The sequence below is a fragment of the Methylobacterium sp. E-065 genome, assembly GCF_022829605.1.
In the GTDB taxonomy this organism is placed as follows: domain Bacteria; phylum Pseudomonadota; class Alphaproteobacteria; order Rhizobiales; family Beijerinckiaceae; genus Methylobacterium.
This window is the reverse complement of the sequence record NZ_JAKSYD010000037.1, coordinates 1-17,423: the sequence shown is the minus strand read 5'-3', so window position 1 is coordinate 17,423 and position 17,423 is coordinate 1. Positions and strand designations below refer to the sequence as shown.

The window sequence follows — 17,423 nt, the reverse complement described above, 5'->3', positions numbered from 1 at the left end:
CGGTCCTCAAGCCGGACGTAGCTGAACAGGTTGGCCGATCCCTCTTCACGCCCGCGCATCGCTCAAACCCCGCCGATCTCCCCGACAGAGTGAATCATCTCACCAGACAAGCCGCCAGCGACTTTTGCAGCAGCCTGTTAGAGCCGCGCGCGATTGCCATGCGATCGGGCCCAGATCTAAGAGCCTCTCACACAACGTCCGATCACCGGGAGCCCTGCCGCCGCAGGCGACGGCGCGGCGGGCGTTGTGTGAGAGGCTCCAAGACGGGTGCGCCGCCGAACCGGGCGGCCGGTGGGGATGCGGCGATGGCGTACTGGCTGTTCAAATCCGAGCCTGCGACCTGGTCGTGGGATCAGCAGGTCGCGGCCGGCGCGGTGGGCACGTTCTGGAACGGGGTGCGCAACCACCTCGCCAAGAAGCACCTGATGGCCATGCAGGTCGGCGAGCAGGGCTTCTTCTACCACTCGAACGAGGGCAAGGCGGTGGTCGGCATCGTGGAGGTGATCCGGCCTTATTACCCGGACCATACCGACGAGACCGGCCGCTTCGGCATGGTCGACGTGCGTGCCCTGGAGGCGCTGCCGCGCCCGGTGACGCTCGACGCCATCAAGGCCGATCCGGCGCTCGCCGACATGGTGCTGGTGAACAATTCCCGCCTGTCGGTGCAGCCGGTGACCGAGACCGAATGGGCCCGGGTGCGTGTCCTGGGTGGACTTGGCTAAGCCGCCCGGTTGAGGGCACCCCGGGCCGGTGCCGCGGGCTCGGCGTCGATCTCGACCGGCGCCAGCGTGTCCATCACCCGGGAGACCGGCAGGGTCACCACCACCTCGGTGCCCTCGCGGGGCTTCGAGCTGAGCTGGAACTGGCCGCCATGCAGCTCCACCAGCCCCTTTACGATCGGCAGGCCGAGCCCCGAGCCCTGCTCGGCGGTCTTGATCGCCAGCGAGCCGCGCCCGAACGAGGACAGGACGGTGCCGAGTTCGTCCTCGGGAATGCCGGGGCCGCTGTCCTTGACCGAGACGTATTGTCCACCCGAGGCGGTCCAGCCGACCTTCAGCCAGATCTCGCCGCCGGGCGGCGTGAACTTCACGGCGTTCGACAGGAGGTTCAGCACGATCTGGCGCAAGGCGCGCTCGTCCGCCCAGAGCCGCGGCAGGGTGCCGTCCACGAGGTCGTGGAAGGTCTGGTTCTTGGCCTTGGCGCGCAGGCCCATCATGTGGCGGCACTCCTCGACCACGTGGGCGAGCTGCACCGGCTCCTCGTTCAGCTCGTAGCGCCCGGCCTCGATCCGCGAGAGATCGAGGATCTCGTTGATCAGGTTGAGCAGGTGCATCCCGCTGTCGTGGATGTCGTTGGAGTATTCCCGGTAGGACGGTGCGGTGTGGGTGCCGAACACCTCGTTCTTCATCACCTCCGAGAAGCCCAGGATGGCGTTGAGCGGCGTGCGCAGCTCGTGGCTCATCGTGGCCAGGAACCGGGACTTGGCGAGGTTCGCCTCCTCGGCCCGGCGGCGGGCCTCGTCGGAATTGGCCTTGGCCTGCTCCAACTCGCCGAACACCGCATCCTTCTCGGCGCGCGAGCGCAGGGCGCCCATCGTGGCGGCGTAGAGGCGACGGGACAGGCCGAGGAAGAACAGCTGCGCGCCGCCCGCCATCGTCACGAGCAGGAGCCCGTCCGCCGAACGGGAGAAGCTGGCCAGCGACGCGGTGGCCAGCGCCAGCGGTACCAGGGCGGCGACGGCCGCGAGCGGCACCGTCGCGGCCAGCATGGTGGTGACCGCCGAGGCGATGACGAGGCCGAGCAGCGCGAAAGTCCAGCCGTCCGTGGCGCCGAGCCCGATCATCGCCGCCCACGACAGGCTCTGCAGCACCTCGCCGATCAGGAAGCGGCGGCGCCAGTACCGCAGGGGGATCGTCTCGGGATCGGCGTGCAGGAAGCGCCGGCTCAGCGTCGTGTTGAGCAGGATCATCAGGACAACGCCGAACGCCCAGCCCATGGCCACCGGCGCCGCGATCCAGAACGTCGCCGCCGCGGCGAGCACCGCCGCGAAGCCCGCCAGCGGGATGCCGGCCCCGGCCCGGTACTGCGCGTAGTGGCGCAGCAGCTCGTAGTCGAAGGCCCGTTCCAGGCCGGTCAGCGAGGTCAGCTTCTCGCGCGCCGAGCGGATCTCGCGGGCGACTCCGAGGCGGCGGGCGGCCTCCTCCGTCGAGGGGCCGCGACCGCGCTGGACCATCTCGACAGTGAGATTGGGCATACGCGTCTTGAAACTCGGAGGTGGCGGTGTCGGCCGGGATTCGCTCCTCAAGGATGCGGCGGATATGTTAAGAAGCCGCTGCCGGTATCGCTCGGATCTTAAGCATCCCAGGCTGTGGCGAGGCTGACCGATCTCCGGGCTCCGTGTGCGATCGCGCACATCCCGCCGGCGGCGGCGCTCGTTACGGTTGAGGACTCGACGGTCCGGCCAATCACGCGGTGCGCCGCCATCCGGGGCGCCCGGGCTCACGTGACGATCAGAGGGCGCCGATCATGCCGAAGCTCACCGTCAACGGCGTCGCGCACGAGATCGACGCCGATCCCGATATGCCGCTGCTCTGGGTCCTGCGCGACCGGCTCGATGCCACCGGCACCAAATACGGCTGCGGCATCGCGCAATGCGGCGCCTGCACGGTCCATCTCGACGGCCAGCCGGTCCGCGCCTGCCAGACCAAGCTCGGCGATGTCGGCACCGCGCAGGTGACCACCATCGAGGGCGTCAACGGCCGGGTCGCAGACGCGGTCCAGGCCGCGTGGCGCAAGCTCGACGTGGTCCAGTGCGGCTACTGCCAGTCCGGCCAGATCATGTCGGCCATCGGCCTGCTCGCAGGCAACGCCAAGCCGAGCGACTCCGACATCGACGGCGCCATGGACGGCAACATCTGCCGCTGCGGCACCTATCAGCGCATCCGCGCGGCGATTCACGAAGCCGCGCGCAGCCTCGCCTGATCCGCCCCGGCACCACCTTCCCTCCGCGGTCCTGACCGGAGCCTCGCCATGCTGAATGCCCGTCGACCGAGCCCCCTCCCCGCCCGTCCCAGCCGCCGCGGCCTGCTGGCCGGCGCCGGTGCCCTCGTGGTGGCGTTCCGGCTCGACCCGAAAGCTGCCCGCGCGGCCGCCGGACCGAACCTCGCCGACGTGAAGGCGCAGCCCAACGCCTTCGTGCGCATCGGCGCGGACGACACCGTGACGGTGGTGATCAAGCACCTCGACATGGGCCAGGGGAACACGACCGGGCTCGCCACGATCCTGGCCGACGAGCTGGGCGCCGACTGGGCGAAGGTCCGCACCGAGTTCGCGCCTGCTGACGCGACGCTCTACAACAACAGCCTGATGGGCCCGATCCAGGGCACCGGCGGCTCCACCGCGGTGGCCAATTCCTGGTTCCAGCTGCGCAAGGCCGGCGCCGCCGCCCGCGAGATGCTGATGGCCGAGGCCGCCTTCCGCTGGAAGGTGCCGGTCTCCGAGATCACGGTCGCCGACAACGTCGTGCGCCACGGCCCGTCCGGCCGTCAGGCCCGGTTCGGGGAGCTCGCAGCCTCGGCCGCCTCGCTGCCGGTGCCGTCCGAGCCGCGGCTCAAGGACCCGAGCGAGTGGCGGCTGATCGGCCAGACGATCCCGCGCCTCGATTCCGTCGCCAAGACCGACGGCACGGCGGTCTATTCTTTGGATATCCGCCGCCCCAATCAGGTCACCGCCGTGGTGGCCCGGGCGCCGCGCTTCGGCGCCACCGTGAAGAGCTTCGACGCCGCCGCTGCTCGCAAGGTCCCGGGCGTGCTCGACGTGGTGCAGGTGCCGACCGGCGTGGCGGTGATCGCCCGCGACACGTGGTCGGCCATGAAGGGCCGCGAGGCGCTGACCGTCGCCTGGGACGACAGCACCGCCGAGACCCGCTCGTCCGACGCGATCCTCGCCGAGTACCGGGAGCGGGCCAAAGGGCCCGGCCTCACGGCGTCCGAGCGCGGCGATCCGCAGGCGGCGCTCAAGAGCGCGGCCAAGGTCGTCGAGGCCGAGTTCACCTTCCCGTACCTCGCGCACGCCGCGATGGAGCCCCTAAACGCCACGATCGAGAAGGCGGCCGACGGCGGCTACGACGTCTACGCCGGCTTCCAGTTCCAGACCGTCGAGCAGGCCACCATGGCGGCGATCCTCGGCGTGACGGCCGACCGGGTGCGGCTGCACAGCAACTGGGCCGGCGGCTCGTTCGGGCGCCGGGCGACGCCGACGGCCGACTACCTCGCGGAGGCGGCCGCCGTCTTCAAGGCATCGGGCGAGAAGGCCCCGATCCACCTCGTCTGGACCCGCGAGGACGACATGGCCGGCGGCTATTACCGGCCGACCGTGCTGCACAAGGTCCGGGCCGGCATCGACGCCAAGGGCGCGGTGGTCGGCTGGGACCACGTCATGGTCGGCAAGTCGATCATGATCGGCTCGCCCTTCGAGGCGATGATCGTCAAGAACGGCATCGACTCGACCACCGTGGAGGGCGCCTCCGACACGCCCTACGCGCTGCCGGCCTACCGGTTCGGCGTCCATAACGGCCGCGAGGGCGTGCCCGTCCTGTGGTGGCGCTCGGTCGGCCACACCCACACGGCCCACGTGATGGAGGTGATGATCGACGAACTGGCCCATGCCGCCAATGTCGATACGGTGGCCTACCGGCTCTCCCTCCTGGCCCAGGCGCCGCGCCTGTCCGGCGTGCTGAAGCTCGCCGCCGAGAAGGCCGGCTGGAGCGCCAAGCCGCGGGAGCCGGGCCGCGGCCTCGGGGTGGCGGTCCACGAATCCTTCGGCTCCTACGTCGCCATGGTGGCGGACGTGACCGCGCAGGACGCGGCGATCCGGGTCAACCGGATCGTGGCCGCGGTGGATGTCGGCGTTCCGGTCAACCCGGACGTGATCCGCGCCCAGGTCGAGGGCGCGGTCGGCTTCGCCCTGTCGGCGGTGCTGCGCAACCGCATCACCCTCAAGGACGGCCAAGTGCAGGAGCACAATTTCGACGCCTACGAGCCGACCCGGATGAGCGAGATGCCGAAGGTCGAGGTCCACATCGTGCCGAGCCAGGTGGCGCCGACCGGGATCGGCGAGCCGGGGGTGCCCGTTCTCGGTCCGTCGATCGCCAATGCGGTCTTCGCCGCCACCGGCCGGCGCCTGCGCTCCCTGCCGCTCGACCTCTCCGGCGTGAAGGGCGCGTGAGAAATCGCACGGCCCGCTGCCGCGCATCGGCGTAGGACGGAGGGGTCTTCCCCCAAGACAAGAGACCGACTGACAACGGCGCGGCGCGACACCGCGCCGTTTCTTTTTTGTGCGCCGATGCGCCATGTCCGGGTCATGCCCGCCTTCGACGACACCGCCGCGCGACTGCGCGCCTGCCGCCTCTGCCGGGACAGCCCGCTCTACGGCCCGCCCCTGCCCCAGGAGCCCCGGCCGATCGTCCAGGGCAGCACCGGGGCGCGCCTCTGCATCGCCAGCCAAGCCCCCGGCACCCGCGCCCACCGGACCGGGATGCCGTTCATGGATCCCTCGGGCGTCCGGCTGCGGTCCTGGCTCGGCCTCGACGAGGCGCGGTTCTACGATGCCGCCCGGGTCGCCATCGTGCCGATGGGCGCGTGCTTCCCCGGGCTGGACGCCAAGGGTGGCGACCGGCCGCCCCGCCGGGAATGCGCCGAGCGCTGGCGGGCGGAGCTGTTCTCCGGGCTGCCGGACCTCGAACTGACCCTGGTGATCGGCCAGTACGCGCAAGGATGGCACCTGGGTAAGCTGGAGGATGGGCTCACCGGCACGGTGCGGCGCTGGCGGGAGATCCTGGCCGAGCCCCGGCGCCCGCGGGTGCTCCCCCTGCCCCACCCGTCCTGGCGCAACAATGGTTGGCTCAAGCGCGAGCCCTGGTTCGAGGCGGAGCTGCTGCCGGTGCTGAAGGCGGAGGTGGCGCGGGTGCTGGCGGGGTGAGGGTCTGTCGAGGTCTCGTCCAAGCCGCGACCAGATGTGCATCCCAGATCTCTCGGGCAGCGTGAGCGCGGGGTCAGGGACGGCGCCGTCGGAGCCCCGTCGCATTGACAGGCCTCGCCCGGCCGTGATCCGTGCCGCGACCCGGAAGGACACCCGATGCCCGAGACCGCCGACCCCCGCGACCGCCTGATCGTGGCCCTCGACCTGCCGGGCGTGCCCGAGGCCGAGGCGCTGATCGACCGGATCGGCGATGCCGCGACCTTCTACAAGATCGGCTATCAGCTCGGTTACGCGGGCGGCCTCGCGCTCGCCGAGCGTCTGGCGGCGCGGGGCCTCAAGATCTTCCTCGACCTGAAGCTCCACGACATCGGCAACACCGTCGAGGCGGGAGTGCGCTCGGCTTCCAGCTCGGGCGCCACCTTCCTCACCGTGCACGCCTACCCGCAGACCATGCGGGCGGCGGTTCGTGGCCGGGGGGCGGGGCTGAAGATCCTCGCCGTGACGGTGTTGACCTCCTACGACGATGCCGACGCCGCCGAGGCCGGCTACGGCCTGCCGGTGGCGGAGCTGGTGGCCCAACGCGCCGCCCAGGCCGCCGAGATCGGCATCGACGGCCTCGTCTGCTCGGCGGCGGAAGCCGGCGCGGTCCGGCGGATCGTCGGGCCGGACCGGCTGATCGTCACCCCGGGGATTCGCCCGGCGGGCGCGGAGGCCGGCGACCAGAAGCGGGTGATGACCCCCGGCGAAGCCCGGAAGGCCGGGATCGACCATGTCGTGGTCGGGCGCCCGATCACCGGCGCCGCCGATCCCCGCGCGGTGGCGCAGGCGATCGTGGCGGAGATGGCCTGATCAGGACGGGGATTGCTTTCGTGCGGCCCGGAGCCACTTCGCTCGGCAAGATCCAATGGGCTCGGCAGGGCAGGAGACGCAGCATGACGAAGGGCTATTGGATCGCGCGGGTCGATGTCCGCGACGCGGAGGCCTACAAGGACTACGTGGCGGCCAACGGCGCGGCCTTCGCCAAGTTCGGCGGGCGCTTCCTCGTGCGCGGCGGCGCCCACGAGGCGGTGATGGGACCGGCCCGCTCCCGCAACGTGGTGATCGAGTTCCCGAGCTACGCCGACGCCCTCGCCTGCTGGAACTCCGATCTCTACCAGGCCGCCAAGGCCAAGCAGCGCGGCGGCGTCGAGGCCGAGATTTTGGTGATCGAGGGCTATGACGGCCCGCAGCCCAGCGTCTCCGAGCCGGCGCCGGAGGCCGCGGCGGCGTCCGAGTAGGACGCGATCCGTTCCGGTAGTCCTCGGGTGGAGCGAAAGGCCGAGCGTCAGCGCCGCGCCGGCGCCAGGCTCCGCAGCAGGAACGCCGTCATGGCCTCCACCGACGGTGCCGGCTGGAGCGGCGACTTCCCGACCAGCACCGGATGCGTGTAGCGGGCGATCGCGGCGTGGACGCAGGCCGCCGCCTCGGCGGGATCGGCGGCCTCGAAGATGCCGCGGGCCACGCCTTCGACGATGATGCGCTCGATCCCGGCGGTGATCCGGGCGACGTGGTGGCGGCAGACATCCCAGCTCTCCGCCATCGCCGCCTCGATCATCTCGTGCAGCCGGGGAAACGCCTCGCAGCGCCGGGTGCAGTCGCGGTGCAGGGTCTCGATCGCCGCCACGAACCGGGCGGTCGGGTCGAGGCCCGGCCGGTCGGCGATCTCCGAGATCAGCGCCTCGACCTCGCCGATCAGGCGCTCCAGCACCGCCTCGTTGATCGCCTTCTTCGAGTCGAAGAAGCGGTAGACGTTGGCCGGGCTCATCTTGAGCGTACGGGCAATGTCGGCCACCGTCGTCTTCTGGTAGCCGATCTCGCGGAAATACGCGTCCGCCGTCGCGAGGATGCGGCTGCGCGTATCGGGTGCGCTCTCCTCCGCCGGGCAGGGAATCGTGTCAGCCAGGGACATGCGTCCTCACTAGGGCATGCGGGCGCGGAGCGTCAAAGACGCCGGCCCGGCGGAGGTTCCCCTGCGGCCGGTGCGCGCCGCGCGGAACCGGGTCCGGCGGCACCCATTGCCCCCGCATCCGGCCGCGACCGCGGCACCTGCGAGGGATGAGCGATGACGTTGACCGACACCCGTGCCCTGATCACCGGAGCCGATTCTGGCATCGGGCAGGCGACCGCCGAGCTGTTCGCCCGGGAGGGGGCCGACGTGGCGATCACCTACCACACCGACGAGGCCGGCATCCGCGAGACTGCCGCCCGGGTCGAGGCCGCCGGGTGGCGGGCCTTGGTGCTGCAGCTCGATGTCGGCGATCCGGCGGCGGTGAACGCGGCCTTCGACCGGATCGGCAGCGAGTTCGGTACCCTCGACGTCCTGGTGGCGAATGCCGGCCAGGCCATGAGCGGCGTGCCGGTGGCCGAGATGGACGACGCGCTGCTGGAGCGGATCCTGCGGGTGAACCTGATGGGCCCGCTGTTCTGCGCCCGCCCGTTCATCAAGATGCGCAAGGCGCAAGGGGGCAACGGCAAGATCGTATTCGTCTCGTCCGTGGCCCAGCACCTGCCGACGCCCGAGAGCGCGCCCTACGGCATGTCGAAGGCCGGGCTCGGCTCCCTGTGCCGCTCCCTGTCGCGGGAACTCGCCGAGGACCGGATCAACGTCAACAGCGTCGCTCCGGGCCTGATCGAGACCCCGATGACCGCCGACCGGTTCGATAATCCGGAGAAACTCGACCAGTCCCTGGAGCGGATCCCGTTCCACCGGGCCGGCCAGCCGGAGGAGATCGCCCGGGCGATCCTCTATCTCGCCTCGGATGCCTCCGCCTACGTGACGGGCCACACCCTGGTGGTCGATGGCGGGCTGACGATGCAGTGGGGCGGCGCCTGAACGCGAAAAGGCGCCGGACCTCGTCCGGCGCCACGTGTGTCCGACGCGTTTGAAGGCGGTTCGCGCTTACGAACCGAACTGCGAGCCCAGGCGCTCGAGGTACTCGGCGAGATCGACGCCGCCGATCCGCTTGCCGTAATCGAACCGCATGCCCTGGCGGATATCGATGCTGGCATCCCGCGTCGTCAGGGTGAAGGGCCGGGTGCAGATCCAGGCGCCGTCGCGGCGGTGCTCGAAGTAGCCGAGGATCTCGTGCTTGGCCATAACCTGTCCTCCGATACGGTGTTTGGAGACATAACGGTCACATCGGCCACAGGTTCGCGCGGTGCGACTGTTTTTCGTGCCCGGTTTCGGAGGTCTCGCGTATTCGGAGGTTGGAGGTCGATGGAACCGACCGGCGCTGACCTCGTTTGAGCTCGGCCGTAACTGGTTCGGAGCCGTGCGCGGCCCGCGCCGCTCACCGCCAGCGGTCGAGGATCTCCGCGGTGGTCAGCGTCTCGACCTGATGGCCGTAGCGCACGCGGTACATCAGCAGCAGCGCGTCATGCGCCTCGTCGCAGGAACTGCACAGGGCGTCGGTGGCCAGCACGATGCGGTAGCCGAGATCGACGCCGCCGAGCACTGCGGACAGAACGCAGACATCCGTTTCGGCCCCGGTGATGATCAGGGTGTCGGCCCCCCGGGCGCACAGGCGCTCATCGAGATCCGTGTCCAGCCAGGGCGAGTAGACGGCCTTGTCGATGACCTCGGCGGGCGGGACGAGCCGGGCGAGATCCGGGACCAGATCGATCAGGTCCGGGTCGAGGCGCTGGCGGGTCATGTCGGCCCAGCGCTGCGAGTAGGTCGCCCAGGTGCCGCGCCCCTCGCCCGGCCGGGCGGCGGGAATGAAGCGGGTGAAGATGGTCCGCTCCGGATGCGCCGCGGCGAGGCGGCACACATGCGGCAGGACCCGCGGCATCCATGGGGTCTGCCAGTCGGTGGATTCGGCGAACATGCGCTGCATGTCCACGCAGAGATGGACGCACCCGTCTCCCAACGGTTTGGCGGAAGACCCGGCTTCCTGAGCGTGGCGGTCCGTCGGTCGTGCGTTTCCAGGTCCCATGACCGCGCAATCAGGCAGCGCGGGGGGAGTTCCTGCAGCAGAATGGGGGCCGGCGCGGCGGCGAAGTCGATGCCGTGCGGAACGCGCTGCCACGTCGCACCGAAGGCACGCGGTGTGCCCTCCAGCTGGATGCGGCTCCATCATGCACAAGGCCGCGCCCGATCGTGTTGCGACCGGGCGCGGCCCCGAATCCTTGCGTCGACGCGCTCTTGTACGCCGAGCTGGCGTCCGCTTCGACGCTGCGAACCCTACCGGTCGGCCTTCTGGCCGGACGTGGTCAGCTGGAGGTAGCGCTCGGTGGTCGGCCCGATCAGCTTCCGCACCGCCTCCGCCATGCCCTGCTCTTCCTTGAGCGACTGCTGGAACGCCGTCCGGTGCCCCTGCTGGCCGGCGGCATCGGCGATGACGAGCAGCGACTCGTAGGCCGCGATCTCGAAATTCTCGAAGGCATGGTTGGCGTAGGTGTTCTTCAGGATCTCGTCCTGGGCCGGGGCGTGACCCAAAGCCATCATGTTGCCGACAAAGCCCAAAAACCCTTCCTTGAGGGCCGAGGGGCTGTTGCCCAGGCTCTGGAGCGCCTCCTCCAGGCGGTCGCGCTGGCCGTGCGTTTCGGCGATGTGGCGACGCAGGGCCTGCTCCATCTCCGGATAGCGCTCCAGGCGCTCGACCTGCCGCTCCATGATCTGCAGCGCCTGCATCTCGACGGCATGGGTGTTCTTGAGGGCCGTGACGTAGATCTCGCGTACGTCCGTGGTCATGGTGAAACCTGTGTTGCGGTGCGGGCTCTGGGGTCCCATTCAATCAGGGAACGCAGGCGCCGCACGGCCAAGTTCCTGGCCACGCACCCCGGGCAGGAGGTCGCGGGCGCCGCATGGCGATGGCGGGCCGACCCGACGCCGTGGCGGCGCCGTCCCGAGCCGTGACTTTAACATGTGTTTTGACAACGGGTTATCCGCCGTGGCGGCAGCGCCACAGCGGTTTGGAACCGGCGGGCGGCGGACGGTTTCCCTCCGCCGCCGGGGTACCCTGCGGCGCGTCGTCGTGCGAGCGTCGTATGTGGCATCCCACCACTTTGGGGTGTTCGCCCCGGATCCGACCCCAGGGATCCCCACCTCCTCGGCTGAGTGCCCATGCTGCGCCTGATCCTGCCGAGCACCCGCGCCACAGCGGCCGCGACCGGGCTCGCCCTCGGCCTCGGGGCCCTGCCGGCCCAGGCCCAGAGCGTCGCCGAGATGGCGGCCCGGATGGACGCGATGCAGCGCCAGATGCTCGCCATGCAGCAGGAACTCGCTGCCCTGCGCCGGCAATCCGGCACGCAGCGGGCCGCGATCGCCGGGGAGGCCCGGGAGCGCCGAGTGCTGTCGCGGGAGCAGGCGCGCCTGGCCGCCCGCACCGAGCATCAGCAGCGCGTGGCCCAGGTGGGCGGCCCCGGCGGGGCGCGCCCGGTCGTGAGCGCGCACATGCCGGTCATCCTCGCCAACGACCTCGCCTGCAACGCCGGCAGCTACGCCCTGGGGCCGGCGGTCTGCTTCACCCCGGGCGGCTTCTTCGAACTGGCGGGCATCGTCCGCCATCCCAACCTCGACTCGGATGTCGGCACCGATTTCGGCGGCATCCCGTTCCGCAACGATCCCCGCTCGCGGGAAAACGAGTTCCGCTTTTCCGCCCGGCAAAGCCGCCTGAGCGGTCTGTTCACCGAAGCTTTCGAGCTTGCGGATCAGCGCATCTTGCATCGGGTCACAGCGGCGAAGAGTAGTCTGCCATCCTATAATCGGTGTGGGGCACAATACCTCGTCATAGGACGGATACCGGCGCCTGGTAGCCTGTAAATGATTGGCGGTTATACCATTCGCACATACGCCAGCGCGAGCCTTTGTAGGGGGCGAACGCTAAACGGGGTGGTGCTAGGTCGCAGTCAATCCCCGTCATTTTTTGGGGTTGTGCAAGGTCGAGGCGTGGCATCACCCGCCCAACCGCACCGTCTGATCTCGGCTTGGCGCGGATGAGGGCATCAAGCCCCGCCGGGAATTGGCGGAGACCTGCGTGCCGCGCTACCACTTCAACGTCTATGACGGTGTGACCCTGCTGGATAAAAAAGGTGTCGAGCTACCAGATGTTATGTTCGCGCGAAGGGAAGCTATCCGGTATGCTGGAGTGCTTCTCGAAGAAGGCGCAAGGCTAGAAAGTCTCGGTAAAGAATGGCGGATGGAAGTCACGGATGGAACGGGACTGATACTATTTAGGTTGGATTTCTTCGTAACGCCGTCCCCAGCAGTGAGTTGCCTAGGAAATCAGGAACGAACCCTTTAGTCTGTTATAGGCCGACTTACTCGCAAATATCTTCCCAGCAGACTTCAGTGATCACGATCCGCTGTTATTCAGTAATTACCCAGGCCCTTGCGCGGGTTGAGTTTCGCTGATTCCCTCGTGGGATGGGGCGCAGCGATCTTGAGCGGTTGAGCCGCGAGGAGCTGATCGAGCTGGTTCTGCGGCTGCAGCGTCCGGACAAGACCCCGCGCACCTCCTCGAAGCCACCGGCGACCGACCGCAAGGAGCGGCGCGAGCAATCCAAGCCCGGCGGGGCCAAGCCCGGCCACGAGGGCCACAGCCGGGTGATGAGCGACGATCCCGACGCCGTCGTCGAGCATCGTCCTGATCGCTGCGCGTGCTGCGGCGGCGCCCTGCACGGAGATCTTCCCTCCGAACTCGTGAGCGTGTCTGAGCGGATCGAGCTGCCGGAGGTGGCCCCGGTCGTGACGCAGCATCAACGGCTGGCCGTGCAGTGCCCGACCTGCGGGGCTCGGGTCGTCGCACCGGTGCCGGAGGCGGCCCGTGGCACACCCTTCGGCCCGCGGCTGCATGCGGTGGCGACCTATCTGAAGACCTTCCAGGCGCTCTCCTACGAGCGGCTGCAGGCGGCGTTGTCGGATCTGTTTGGTCTCACCCTCAGCCAAGGCGGGCTGATGAACCTGCTCCAGCGCGCGCAGAGCCGCTTCCATCCGGGTCACGAGGCCGCCGTGTCCGCCCTGCGCAAGGCCGCGGTGGTCGCCTCGGACGAGACCGGCGTGCGGATCGAGGGCTCGAACGCTTATCATTGGGTGTTCCACGCGGCCAATGCCGTGGTGCACACGGCCTCGCCGACGCGGGGCGCCATCGTGGTGCGGGAGATGATGGATGGGCACCGGCCCGCGGTGTGGATCTCGGACCGCTACACGGCTCAGCAGGGCCATGCGGCCGAACACCAGACCTGCCTCGCCCATCTCGCCCGCGACGTCGCCTACGTCGTCGAGGCGAGCGACGATCCGGTGCCCTGGCGTCTGCAGCTCTGGCTGGCCTCCGTGTTCGCCCTGGCCGAGCGCGTCACTACCTTGGCCACCTCGACCCTGGCAGCCAAGCGCCGGAGCCTTGACCGACAACTCGGGGCCATCCTCGCCACGCCGAGCGGCTGCGACTTGACCCGCGACCTGCAGGCTAAGATCGGCCGAGCCCGCGCTCAGCTCCTCGTCTTCCTCGCCCATCCCGGGGCGGTCGAGCCGACCAACAACGGCTCGGAGAGGCTGCTGCGCCCGGCGGTCATCCAGCGGAAGATGACCAACGGTTACCGCGCGATGTGGGCCGCCGAGGGCGAGGCCGCCATCCGAACCGTCGTCGATACAGCACGCCTCACAGGCCACAGTCCCTTCGGCACCATCCTAAAGACCGTTGGCGCCTAAACACTGCAATTGCCGGGGTGAGTAATTACGTTATTCAATGAAGCTAAGCGGTAGGCGAAACAGGAACGGAGGTGTAGGTGCAGCGCTATTTCTTCGATTTCCACGACGGTAACGTGCTTCGGCGAGATCCGGAAGGTATTGAGTGCAACGGCCCTTCAGTCGTTAGGCATGAAGCTATGCGCGCATTGCCGCAAATTGCGAAGGATGCGATCCCACAAGCGTCAAGAGACACACAAGTCTTTACTGTGTCTGTACGCGACGAGAGCAACGCGACGGTCTACACGGCAACCATGACATATACAGGGCTGTGGTTGGGCAATGTCCCAATACCTGAACCCGAGAAAGATCCGTTTAGCTAGGGCTTGGTTTGAGCCCTCAGCTTCGCGATCCGCTCAAAGCCACATCAAAATCGGCCTCATCCTCGCTAGCACCAGCGTCACGCGCCTTCTATGAGCCGGCGACGCTGCTCCTCGGGCTTTAGCTTCTCGGCGCCGAGTTTGCCGACCGCCTTGGCGAGCTTGGCTTCAGATGCCTTCACGTCCGCAGCAGCTTCGTCGGCGCGATCCTGCGCAAAACAGGTAACGAGCTTGGCAGAGGCCACTACTGCCTTTGCGTCGGCGTCGATCACCCTAACGACCCGCAGGCGGCTGATGACACCGGCCCTTCGCAAGTCGGCGACGGTCGGTTGTCCGGCGGCCATGGTCGCGCTGATCATTCCCTGACGTTGATCACCCGTGCTTAGCGCGGCTTTGCCTGTCCGCCCGGCGTCCATCCATGCGCTTGGACCGCTTTGACGATTTTGCTCTGCATCTCAGGAGCTACCCCCTGCATCCACTGCTGCATGCCGGTGAGCTGGATCTGAGCGAGCTGTGGTTGGGCGGCTGCAAGGCGCTTGCCGGTGGGGGTGGCGTAGAACGCCGCGATCGCCTGAAGGTCGTCCTTACCGAGCACCGTAGCGAAGCCGCGGGCCTGGATGTCGAGGAGTTCGTCATAGTGTGCCGTCAGGGTCGGCATCACGACTTCCTGCACCAGCACCTGGGCCTTATCGGGCTCCTTGATGCCGATCTGCTGCATCATACCGACCATGGGTCCAGCCATGGCGCTGAGCGTCGCAGCGCGATCGCCTTGCATCTGCGCGACCGTCTCACGTGCGACCTTCACCAGAGCCGGGTCCGGCGCGGCTGTGGCAGCCGGTTGAGCTATGGCGGCGCAAGGCAACATGGCGCCGACAGACAGGCAGACGAAAACGGTTGAGAAGCGCATCAGCAGGCTGGCTCGCGTTGGTGACGCGACCCGGCTCCATCGCCGTCCGCACGTCGCAGCACCATAGCGTTGGCCGGATCGATGTCGACCACTGGGATGCCAACGTTGACTTAACCGTGCCGCCCGGCCGACATGGACCGTTACGGCCTAGCTGCTTGCAGCTTCGTGCGGAGCGGTGGCTTCCACCAGACCGCCTGTCCAAGCCATGCCATGGCTAGCCCCGCGCCAGGCCTGATCGCGACCCTTCTGGTGGGCCTCGAAGATAAGGCCATACCGCTCGCCCTCGCCCTCATCGTCCGGCCCCGCAGGCACGACCCTGACCACACAGCCACCGAACCCGGAAGGCTTAGCTTTGGCTTCGTGCAGGTAGATCCAGCCACCGATGAGCGCCTGGGCATCGACTTCCGAGATCTTCCACCAACCCGAGCGATACGTCTGGCCCTCAAGGTGGACCATGTTCCGGTACCGACCGCCTTCATGACGGCAGAGCAGATGAATAGCTTTTGCCACGTTGCTGCTCCTCACCCTCGCGGCTACAGCCCGCGCATGTCCGACAAGCTAGACGCTCTCCTCGAACGCCTGAAGGCGCACCAGCGCTCGCTCATCCTGGCTATGGCCGAACACGATGGGCTGCCGGCCGGGAGCGTTCTGCGCCAGGTCGCCGAACTGGAGAACGTGATCGCCGCCGTCGAGGCGGTGGCGGCTGAGGACGCAGACAGCCGTCGTCGGGGGTCCCCCTAACTCAGCAGCTTCGTAATTGCCTCGACCGCGCCGGAAGCTAAGAGACTGCCCGCAGCGTTGGACAGGACGCCACGGAGATCCACCATCGCTGCCCGTAAGCGGCTTGGGTTCGCTCCCCCCTTCTCGGCCTCGACACTTGCTGCATTCAGGGCCTGGCGCAGATCGTCCGCGTTGACCCCGTCCTCAACGAGTTGGTCAACAGAGCGTGCAACCTGTCGGATTACGTTCGCGCATCCAGTGGCATCTACCGTTCCAGAATTTATATCGCCGCTGATGTTTCCGTTCCCGAGATTGCCGGTGAAGTTTCCGATGCTGCCAATGTTGTAGGTCACGGCAAGCTCCTTGGCTCTATCGCGCTCTTCGGTGCTAAAAGAAAATTCGGAGCCGAGGATACCCACACGCTCCAATTCGATGGCCCAATCGAGCACGGCGTTTCTTATACCGTCCAAGACAGACATAAGCTGCTCTCGACCGCACTCGATGCCATAGTAAGGGAATGGGAAGCTTCCCCCATCCCGTAATTTCTGCTGCAATTTTGGTGGGTATCGAATGACTATTTGACCGTCATCCCGAAGCGCAAGATCTTCTAGGACGGCTACGGGCTCCATGCACGGCATTGTCGACAGAATAGACGCCGATTGAGCGTCCATTTGAAGGGGTATCATGCCACGCATGGGGTTGTAGGCAGAAGGGATGCCGTGAACGGTCCTATAATCAGGGGCCTTCCCAGAGTATCCGGTTAACTCGTGCTGAACCCACTCTTCGATAGCCCCGAGCTTAAGTTTTGCGGCGGCGAGCTTAACCCGGCGCAAAAGCGCGCTGACTTGTATGCCTGGATCCAATGCATCTCGTTGGATCTGCTCAACGATGGTTGGCATGACTTCAAGCCGCGTCGCTGTCCTCTCGGCGGAATTGCGCTCGCAGCACGTCGTTCGCTCGCACCTGCCAACCCGGCCCGCTCGCCCGCATCGCCGCGATCAGATCCGCATCAAGACGCATCGTCACCTGCTGCTTGGGGTTCTCGACCGGCGGTCGACCGCGCCCGCGCTTCGGCAAGTCGGATCCGTCGCCGGGCACGCCGCGCGCAACCATCTCGTCGGTGATCTCCGGCAGCTCGTCGTACTCTGCCGCGGTGATCTCGTGCGCGTCTACCTTAGCAAAATCCGTCTCGCCGTAGGGGCTACCGGACGAGAGGGGCATATTTCCTTTGCTCTCGGTCATTGGCCTTCCTCATGGAAAAGACGTGTCGGTCGGCGCCGCGCGGGGTCCAGCCTACCACGACCATGCGGCTATTCAGGAAGCCGAAGGTGATGCGGCGGGTCTCGTCGTAATCCTCACGCTCGTCATCGAACGTGAAGATGCGGCCGGCGAACACCTCTTCTGCCGCAGCGAAATCGAGACCGCGCTCGGCGAGCGTCCTGTCTCTCTTCGCAGGGTCGAATATGATCGCCATAGATTATTTGTAACGCCGTAAATCATAGGCGTCAACGAATATCTGGCGTTACGACAAAAGGGCGTTGACTTGAGCGCCGCTGCCGGCCGACATGGGCGGTCACGGCTAGGCTCGCCTCAGCGAGTCGCGGCCGCCATTCAGGAGACCATCGCCGCGAGATAGACCCTGAAAAGCCAACAGCCCCTTCCCGGCAAGGAAGAGGCTGCTGAAAACCTGGGGCCTTGTGGGGCCAGTCATCAGCTCCCCACAAGCCATGACCTCCCTCGGGAGTCAAGACGGAACCTGTTTCCGTCAACGGGA

At 67.8% G+C, this 17,423-nt stretch carries 23 protein-coding genes; 12 read left to right on the top strand and 11 right to left on the bottom strand.

Annotated features, from left to right (window positions below):
- The first annotated feature begins 305 nt into the window (after positions 1–305).
- A complete protein-coding gene (locus MKK84_RS02615) occupies positions 306–722 on the top strand; it encodes an EVE domain-containing protein (RefSeq protein ID WP_243916480.1) in 417 nt (138 codons plus the stop codon).
- Here the strand turns inward: MKK84_RS02615 and MKK84_RS02610 are convergent.
- A complete protein-coding gene (locus MKK84_RS02610) occupies positions 719–2,254 on the bottom strand; it encodes a sensor histidine kinase (protein WP_243916479.1) in 1,536 nt (511 codons plus the stop codon). The two genes, MKK84_RS02615 and MKK84_RS02610, sit on opposite strands and share 4 nt — an antisense overlap.
- A 272-nt stretch (positions 2,255–2,526) precedes the next feature.
- Here MKK84_RS02610 and MKK84_RS02605 point away from each other — a divergent pair, with 272 nt between their 5' ends.
- The 5 genes from MKK84_RS02605 (at position 2,527) to MKK84_RS02585 (ending at position 7,256) form a co-directional block, all read left to right on the top strand.
- Positions 2,527–2,982 carry a (2Fe-2S)-binding protein gene (locus MKK84_RS02605; protein WP_243916478.1) on the top strand — a complete coding sequence of 152 codons (456 nt, stop codon included), beginning with the start codon at positions 2,527–2,529 and terminating at the stop codon, positions 2,980–2,982.
- A gap of 48 nt (positions 2,983–3,030) precedes the next feature.
- Positions 3,031–5,226, top strand: a complete 2,196-nt coding sequence (locus MKK84_RS02600; protein ID WP_243916477.1) for a xanthine dehydrogenase family protein molybdopterin-binding subunit — start codon at positions 3,031–3,033, stop codon at positions 5,224–5,226.
- Between the two features lie 135 nt (positions 5,227–5,361).
- A complete protein-coding gene (locus MKK84_RS02595) occupies positions 5,362–5,979 on the top strand; it encodes a uracil-DNA glycosylase family protein (protein WP_243916476.1) in 618 nt (205 codons plus the stop codon).
- Between the two features lie 156 nt (positions 5,980–6,135).
- The gene (gene pyrF / locus MKK84_RS02590) at positions 6,136–6,828 is read left to right on the top strand and encodes an orotidine-5'-phosphate decarboxylase (protein ID WP_243916475.1); all 693 of its coding nucleotides are present in this window, start codon (positions 6,136–6,138) and stop codon (positions 6,826–6,828) included.
- Between the two features lie 83 nt (positions 6,829–6,911).
- Positions 6,912–7,256, top strand: coding sequence for a DUF1330 domain-containing protein (locus MKK84_RS02585; RefSeq protein WP_243916474.1), 345 nt, complete (start codon positions 6,912–6,914; stop codon positions 7,254–7,256).
- 47 nt (positions 7,257–7,303) lie between these two features.
- Here the strand turns inward: MKK84_RS02585 and MKK84_RS02580 are convergent, their stop codons facing one another.
- Entirely contained in the window at positions 7,304–7,927 is a 624-nt protein-coding gene (locus MKK84_RS02580; protein WP_243916473.1) for a TetR/AcrR family transcriptional regulator, read from the bottom strand.
- Positions 7,928–8,080: 153 nt separating this feature from the next.
- Here MKK84_RS02580 and MKK84_RS02575 point away from each other — a divergent pair, with 153 nt between their 5' ends.
- Positions 8,081–8,851, top strand: coding sequence for an SDR family NAD(P)-dependent oxidoreductase (locus MKK84_RS02575; RefSeq protein ID WP_243916472.1), 771 nt, complete (start codon positions 8,081–8,083; stop codon positions 8,849–8,851).
- A gap of 66 nt (positions 8,852–8,917) precedes the next feature.
- Here MKK84_RS02575 and MKK84_RS02570 read toward each other — a convergent pair whose 3' ends face one another.
- From MKK84_RS02570 to MKK84_RS02560, 3 genes are all read right to left on the bottom strand, one after another.
- Positions 8,918–9,115, bottom strand: a complete 198-nt coding sequence (locus MKK84_RS02570) for a hypothetical protein (protein WP_243916471.1) — start codon at positions 9,113–9,115, stop codon at positions 8,918–8,920.
- Between the two features lie 193 nt (positions 9,116–9,308).
- Complete coding sequence (locus tag MKK84_RS02565) at positions 9,309–9,953, bottom strand: cysteine hydrolase family protein (protein WP_267353449.1); 645 nt, start codon at positions 9,951–9,953, stop codon at positions 9,309–9,311.
- A gap of 248 nt (positions 9,954–10,201) precedes the next feature.
- On the bottom strand, positions 10,202–10,711 hold the full coding sequence (locus MKK84_RS02560; RefSeq protein WP_243916469.1) for a ferritin-like domain-containing protein: 510 nt from the start codon (positions 10,709–10,711) through the stop codon (positions 10,202–10,204).
- A gap of 372 nt (positions 10,712–11,083) precedes the next feature.
- Here MKK84_RS02560 and MKK84_RS02555 point away from each other — a divergent pair, with 372 nt between their 5' ends.
- From MKK84_RS02555 to MKK84_RS02540, 4 genes are all read left to right on the top strand, one after another.
- Positions 11,084–11,782: a hypothetical protein gene (locus tag MKK84_RS02555; RefSeq protein ID WP_243916468.1), complete on the top strand. Its 699-nt coding sequence runs from the start codon at positions 11,084–11,086 to the stop codon at positions 11,780–11,782.
- Positions 11,783–11,996: 214 nt separating this feature from the next.
- On the top strand, positions 11,997–12,263 hold the full coding sequence (locus MKK84_RS02550) for a DUF6894 family protein (protein ID WP_243916467.1): 267 nt from the start codon (positions 11,997–11,999) through the stop codon (positions 12,261–12,263).
- Positions 12,264–12,385: 122 nt separating this feature from the next.
- On the top strand, positions 12,386–13,666 hold the full coding sequence (tnpC, locus tag MKK84_RS02545; protein ID WP_243916466.1) for an IS66 family transposase: 1,281 nt from the start codon (positions 12,386–12,388) through the stop codon (positions 13,664–13,666).
- Between the two features lie 77 nt (positions 13,667–13,743).
- Positions 13,744–14,025, top strand: coding sequence for a DUF6894 family protein (locus MKK84_RS02540; protein WP_243916465.1), 282 nt, complete (start codon positions 13,744–13,746; stop codon positions 14,023–14,025).
- Between the two features lie 77 nt (positions 14,026–14,102).
- On the opposite strand, the gene MKK84_RS02535 is transcribed toward MKK84_RS02540, so the two are convergent.
- The 3 genes from MKK84_RS02535 to MKK84_RS02525 all read right to left on the bottom strand — a co-directional run bounded on the left by MKK84_RS02535 (position 14,103) and on the right by MKK84_RS02525 (position 15,439).
- Positions 14,103–14,381 (bottom strand): hypothetical protein, encoded by a 279-nt coding sequence (locus MKK84_RS02535; protein WP_243916464.1) that lies wholly within the window; start codon positions 14,379–14,381, stop codon positions 14,103–14,105.
- Between the two features lie 23 nt (positions 14,382–14,404).
- A complete protein-coding gene (locus MKK84_RS02530; protein WP_243916463.1) occupies positions 14,405–14,827 on the bottom strand; it encodes a DUF2059 domain-containing protein in 423 nt (140 codons plus the stop codon).
- Between the two features lie 249 nt (positions 14,828–15,076).
- The gene (locus MKK84_RS02525; protein WP_243916462.1) at positions 15,077–15,439 is read right to left on the bottom strand and encodes a hypothetical protein; all 363 of its coding nucleotides are present in this window, start codon (positions 15,437–15,439) and stop codon (positions 15,077–15,079) included.
- Between the two features lie 36 nt (positions 15,440–15,475).
- On the opposite strand from MKK84_RS02525, the gene MKK84_RS02520 reads away from it, so the two are divergent.
- Complete coding sequence (locus MKK84_RS02520) at positions 15,476–15,670, top strand: hypothetical protein (RefSeq protein ID WP_243916461.1); 195 nt, start codon at positions 15,476–15,478, stop codon at positions 15,668–15,670.
- Here MKK84_RS02520 and MKK84_RS02515 read toward each other — a convergent pair.
- From MKK84_RS02515 to MKK84_RS02505, 3 genes are read right to left on the bottom strand one after another with little or no spacing between them, the layout of a single operon-like run.
- Positions 15,667–16,548, bottom strand: a complete 882-nt coding sequence (locus tag MKK84_RS02515) for a hypothetical protein (RefSeq protein WP_243916460.1) — start codon at positions 16,546–16,548, stop codon at positions 15,667–15,669. The two genes, MKK84_RS02520 and MKK84_RS02515, sit on opposite strands and share 4 nt — an antisense overlap.
- Positions 16,549–16,552: 4 nt before the next feature.
- Positions 16,553–16,870 carry a BrnA antitoxin family protein gene (locus MKK84_RS02510; RefSeq protein WP_243916459.1) on the bottom strand — a complete coding sequence of 106 codons (318 nt, stop codon included), beginning with the start codon at positions 16,868–16,870 and terminating at the stop codon, positions 16,553–16,555.
- Positions 16,851–17,123, bottom strand: a complete 273-nt coding sequence (locus tag MKK84_RS02505) for a BrnT family toxin (protein ID WP_243916458.1) — start codon at positions 17,121–17,123, stop codon at positions 16,851–16,853. Before MKK84_RS02505 ends, MKK84_RS02510 begins: the two co-directional genes overlap by 20 nt.
- Between the last annotated feature and the right edge of the window lie 300 nt (positions 17,124–17,423).